Source organism: Sphingomonas sp. LH128 (genome assembly GCF_000293195.2).
Classification (GTDB): domain Bacteria; phylum Pseudomonadota; class Alphaproteobacteria; order Sphingomonadales; family Sphingomonadaceae; genus Novosphingobium; species Novosphingobium resinovorum_A.
On record NZ_ALVC01000336.1, the window covers coordinates 1 to 5,120 of the forward strand.

Annotated in this window: 4 protein-coding genes and 1 pseudogene; 3 read left to right on the plus strand and 2 right to left on the minus strand. The window is 64.6% G+C overall.

Annotated elements, in window-relative coordinates; all coding sequences use genetic code 11:
* Positions 1-1,175, minus strand: a 1,175-nt coding sequence (locus LH128_RS23600) for a TolC family protein (RefSeq protein WP_008832206.1), incomplete at its 3' end; no start/stop codon positions are given.
* Positions 1,176-1,867: 692 nt separating this feature from the next.
* On the opposite strand from LH128_RS23600, the gene LH128_RS23610 reads away from it, so the two are divergent.
* The 3 genes from LH128_RS23610 (at position 1,868) to LH128_RS23620 (ending at position 4,674) form a co-directional block, all read left to right on the plus strand.
* Positions 1,868-2,365: a GlcG/HbpS family heme-binding protein gene (locus tag LH128_RS23610; protein ID WP_008832208.1), complete on the plus strand. Its 498-nt coding sequence runs from the start codon at positions 1,868-1,870 to the stop codon at positions 2,363-2,365.
* Between the two features lie 97 nt (positions 2,366-2,462).
* Entirely contained in the window at positions 2,463-3,674 is a 1,212-nt protein-coding gene (locus LH128_RS23615; RefSeq protein ID WP_008832209.1) for an NAD(P)/FAD-dependent oxidoreductase, read from the plus strand.
* A 106-nt stretch (positions 3,675-3,780) separates the two neighbouring features.
* Entirely contained in the window at positions 3,781-4,674 is an 894-nt protein-coding gene (locus LH128_RS23620) for a LysR substrate-binding domain-containing protein (protein ID WP_008832210.1), read from the plus strand.
* Here the strand turns inward: LH128_RS23620 and LH128_RS23625 are convergent.
* Positions 4,640-5,120, minus strand: a pseudogene (locus LH128_RS23625) (amidase); the annotation flags it as partial. The gene LH128_RS23620 and the pseudogene LH128_RS23625 overlap by 35 nt on opposite strands.

Consider the following 5,120-nt stretch of genomic DNA (forward strand, 5'->3'; position numbering starts at 1 on the left):
GCCAGCGCATCGACGGCGGCCAGTCTGGTCTCCGCGAGAGCACGTTCGGCATCGAGCAGGTCGAGTTGCCCGAACTTGCCCTCGCGATATCCTATGCGGGCGATGCGCGCGGCCTCTTGCGCAGCCGCCAAAGCCGGCCCGCCTGCCACACGGGCCGCCGTCTCGGCATTGGCCACCTCGGCATCGGCACTCGCGATAGCCTGCCCGATGCGGATCTGCGCCACGCGCCTCTGCGCATCCCTTTCGTCCCGTTCTGCATGCGCCTGCGCCAATGCGGCGCTGCCCCGATCGAACAACTGGAGCGGGATCGAGACGCCGAAGGTCATCGCCGTGTCGCGCGTCGCCTCAAGCCGACGCGGACCGGCGAAGAGCTGAAGATCGGGCACCCGCCGGGCAGCGGCCAGACGTAGCTGCGCATCGGCGCTAGCCACGTCCAACGCGGCCGCGCGAACGGCCAACGTATCGTCGATCACAGCCCGCTCGACCGGCCCGGCGATCGCGAGATGATCGAACCACGCCGCGTCCAGGGCTCCATCCACGGGCGCCACGATCAACCGCGCGAGGTTTCCACGCGCCACCTGGGTCAGCCTCACCGCCTGCTCGCTGGCTAGACGGGCATTGGCCAACATCAGCTGGCTGCGCTGTTCCTCAAGCGGCGACGCGCGCCCGGCACGGACGCGGACTTGCGAAGCATGCAGCGCCTCACCCGCGATTTCCACTTGCCGCGCTGCAATCAGCGCACGGTGCTCGGCAGCGAGCGCGGCTATGTAGCCTTGCGTCACTGCTAGCCTGAGATCGGCCATGGAAATCGCACGTTCGACCCGTGCCCGTTCCTGCCCGGCATCGGCCACGGCGATGCGTGCAGAACGCTTTCCGCCCATTTCCAGCGGGAGCGTGAATTGCGCGGTCGTCTCCGCACCATCGAAACCGCGATAAGTGCCGCTTCCGGCAACGTTCTCGGTCTGGAGGCTCAGCGAGGGGTTGGGACGCAGGGCGGCGACGGTACGGGCGGCTGCAGCCACGCGAACCTGCGCACTTCCTGCTTCGGCGACGGGCGAGCCTGCGCCCGCCAGCGATAGCGCGCGCGCCAGGGTGAACGGCGGCGGGCCATCGCTCGCATGTGCGCCGACAGCGCAGCACGCCGCAGCCGCAACGGCTGCGATGATACGATACATATTATGAATCTCCTGAAGACGTCATTCAACGCCTCGACCGCGCAAGCGGCCGAGGTCGGCGGCGTCATTCAGAAAATGGGCGGTTCGATCTCTGGCAGGTGATCGACAGGTCGAAGCGGAAAGACAGGATCTGCCTGGCCTGCAAGAGGCATCACACGGCTGTCATCGAGCACGGAGCGCTCAGCCGGTGTGCCGATGTGATGGCCATGGCAGCTACCGTGATGATGGGGAACGGCGCTGTCCTGGTCCGGGGGGGAATGATCTCCATCTCCCTGCCAATGCCACGCCGTAGCCTCCTCGTCATGCTGCGCGAGGCTTTCCGTCGCATGCGCCAAAGAGCCTACGCCGAGCGTAAGCAGAAGGCTGACGAGTAGCAGAAGGAAAGCGGAGCGGCGCACAGCCGGCTTGATAACCGGACGCAGCCGCCTTGTCACCTCCTCCCGCCCGAGATGCGGCTCACGCCTCAACCCGCTCCGGCATTGGCCGATCAAACAAATATTCTCATGAAGCTACTGATAATAGTATTATATTTCTCCAACTACCAGACGCAGACCGTTAACTGGAACGGTTTAAGGACGGGCATCCTATAACATTCAGTCATGGACTTACAACGGATCAACCATTGCCGGTAATCGCTGCGCGGGCGAACAAAGGATCAGGAAATCCGCAAGCTCGAGAAGGTCGCCGCTTTCATGAACATCCGTCTGGCCAAGCCCGCAGCGGCGCTGGTCTTCCTCTGGGCGCTGTCAGCATCGTCCGGCGCCATGGGCACGGAGACGCCGGCCCCGCGCTACGGAGAGCCGATCACGCTTCGAGCCGCTCAAGCGCTTGCGCGACTGGCGAGGGATGAAGCGCATGCACGCGGCCTAGCGATGGCCGTAGCGGTCACAGGGCCGTCTGGGGATCCGATCCTGATCGAAGTGATGGATGGCACCCAATATGCCTCCACCGCCATCGCCCCGGCCAAGGCCCGCTCGGCGGCCCGCTTCCGCAAGCCCACCAAGGTCCTGCAGGACGCCGCAGCGGCAGGCGCCGTCGCCTATAGCGGTGCCGACGGCGCCCTGGCTCTGGAAGGCGGTCTCCCGGTGTCGATCGACGGCAAGATCGTGGGAGGCCTGGGCATCAGCGGAGGAACTTCAGCGCAAGACGGCGAAGTAGCCACTGCCGCACTTGGGCGCTTCAAGCCATAGGGTGGCGGCATGGCCCGCAATGCGTTCGTTGCCTGATCTCGCCGGTGCGATGGGACGGCAAGACAAACAAGCTGGATAAATCGGAGTAGCTATCACCATGACGTTTCAGCGCCGGACAATTCTTGGCGGGTTCGCCGCCATGGCCGCATTGCAGGCCGCGGGGGCCTGCGCAAAGCCGGGCCGCAAGCTCCGCGTCGGCGTGATCGGCGGCGGCCTGATCGGTGCCTCTGTCGCCGCTCAACTCGCCAAGGCGGGAGCCGAAGTCATTGTATTTGAAAAGACGCGTCCCGCCGCGGGAGCCACCGAAAAGTCGGTCGCCTGGATCAATCCCGTGGTCAACGACGCGCACTACATGAAGCTGCGCCTTGAAAGCATGGATGCCTGGCTCGACGATGACCGCACGCTGGGCATGAAGGCAATCTGGGGCGGCTCGATAAGCTGGGCTTACGCCAACAAGAAGGATTCTCTGCAGACAAAGGCGACATTGCTGGAAGCGACCGACGATCCGCCAGTCTACCTCACCGGCGAAGGCATTACCAAGGCCAGCCCCGGCGTGTTTCCCGGTGACGAGGTCAAGCTCGCCTTCCAGACGGCCAAGGACGGCCATGTCGATCCGGTCTTCGCTACCCAGCGCTACCTCGCCGCCGCTAAGCGTTTCGGCGCCAAAGTGCTCTATCCCTGCGAAGTGACCGCGATAAAGGTCGTCGGCGGCGCAGTCGCCGGCGTTACCACGACCAAGGGTGATTTCGAACTCGATCACCTCGTCAGTGTGACCGGCACCGACACGCCGCGCATCATGGCACTGATGGACCGCAAGCTCGAACTTGCGCACAAACCGGGCCTGGTGGTTCACACCACGCCCCGTCCCGTCACCACCAAGCTGGTCTATGAAGCCTCCAGCATCCTGGAATTCAAACAGTACGCCGATGGGCGCTACCTCACCAGCTTCACCAGCGGGCCGCCGAACCTGCCTCAGCATACCGAAATCCTGAAGCACCAGATGGCCTATCCGGATGCGGCGCTCCAGCAATTCCACGGCGACATGCTGATCGCCCGCACTGCCGAATACATGCCTGCCATTGCCGAAGCCAAGGCCACCAGGGTGTTGCTCGGCTTCCGGCCCTACCCGCTGGACAACAAGCCGATCGCAGGGCCGGTGCCGGGCATCAAGGGCGCCTATGTGCTGGTCACCCACAGCGGCATCACTCTGGCGCCGATCCTCGGCCGTTACGCGGCGCAGGAGATCATGACCGGCGTGGAGGCCCCGATCCTCGCACCTTACCGCCCTGCGCGGTACATCACCGCATGAGCTTCGCCGCCCGCACGGGAGCAAGACGCCCCGTCCCGTGCGGGCGGCGATCCACAGCCTGTCACGAAGAATTTACTCACCCGCGCCCCAAGCCTATCACGCTCGCATGAATTTCCGGCAACTCGAGATATATCAGGCTTTGATGATCGGCGGGTCAGCGTCACGTGCTGCCGAACTTCTGAACATTACCCAGCCTGCCGTCAGCCGCGCCATTTCGGAACTCGAGTACCGCGTCGGCTTCGCGCTGTTCGACCGGGTGAAAGGCCGCCTCATCGCCACGCCCGAAGGCGAACTGTTCTTCCGCGACGTGTCCAACGCCTTCACGGGTCTGGACACACTGCGCGCTTCGGCCGCACGCATCCGCGATTTTGGATCAGGCAGCCTGCGTATAGCCAGCCTTGCCGCGCTAGGCTCGACCCTGGTGCCGCGGGCAGTGCGGAAGTTCCGGGAGACCAACCCGCAAGTCTCGATCACCTTGCAGATCCTTTCCTCGGCTGCAGTGCGCGATCATGTCGTGAACCAGCAATTCGACATCGGCCTCGCTGCAGACGAAGTTGACCTCTCAGGCGTAGATCACAGCGTGTTCCAAAGCGTAAGGGCGGTCTGCGTAATGCCGCCGGACCACCCTTACGCGGACCGCGACATCATCCGCGCGGAAGACCTGCACAACATGGCATTCATCGCGCTGGCCCCCGAAGACCGTGCCCGCGCGCGCATGACCGAGACATTCGACGCGGTCGGCGCGCGTCCGCACATCGTGGTCGAGACGCCGGCGTCCTTGACCGTTTGCGCCCTTGCACTCGAAGGAGTTGGCCTCGGCCTCGTCAATCCTTTCGCGGCGGACGGTTTCGAACAGCGCGGGCTGATCATCAAGCCGTACGAACCGGCAGTCTATTTCAGGGCATACATCCTGTTCCGGCCGGACGCACAGCGCGCGCGCCTGGTGCGCGAATTCGTGTCGGCGCTCAACGGCGCGTTGCGCTCGGGGCCGGGGCAATGAGACAGACGAGCGCCTTCTCGCTTTCACAGGGGACGGTACGGGGCAACGAGAGACTTGCCTGCCAGGCTGCCGCAATCTCCAGCAGGCGCCATTCCTCGCCGCTTTGCCCCAGCAACTCGAGAGAGACCGGACGCAACCCCTCGGCCGTCATGGCCGAGCCTACGGGAAGCGCGATGGCGGGACGCCCGGAATAGGCTGCAAACCGGTGGGTTCCGAGGGTCTCCGGTCCAGTGTGCACGGCGGCTGAAGGCGCCTGCACGGAAGGGTAGACGATGACATCCACGCAGTCATTGCCGCCGCTGCAGTCGAATGCCTCATCGAACCGATCCGCGACGTATCGATCCCGAAACGAGCCGTTGACGCGATAGCGTGGATCCCCGGCAGCGCCGACCCGGTTGGCACCGAACTTCGCGACATCCTCGACGACGCGCGGATCGGTACGCCCG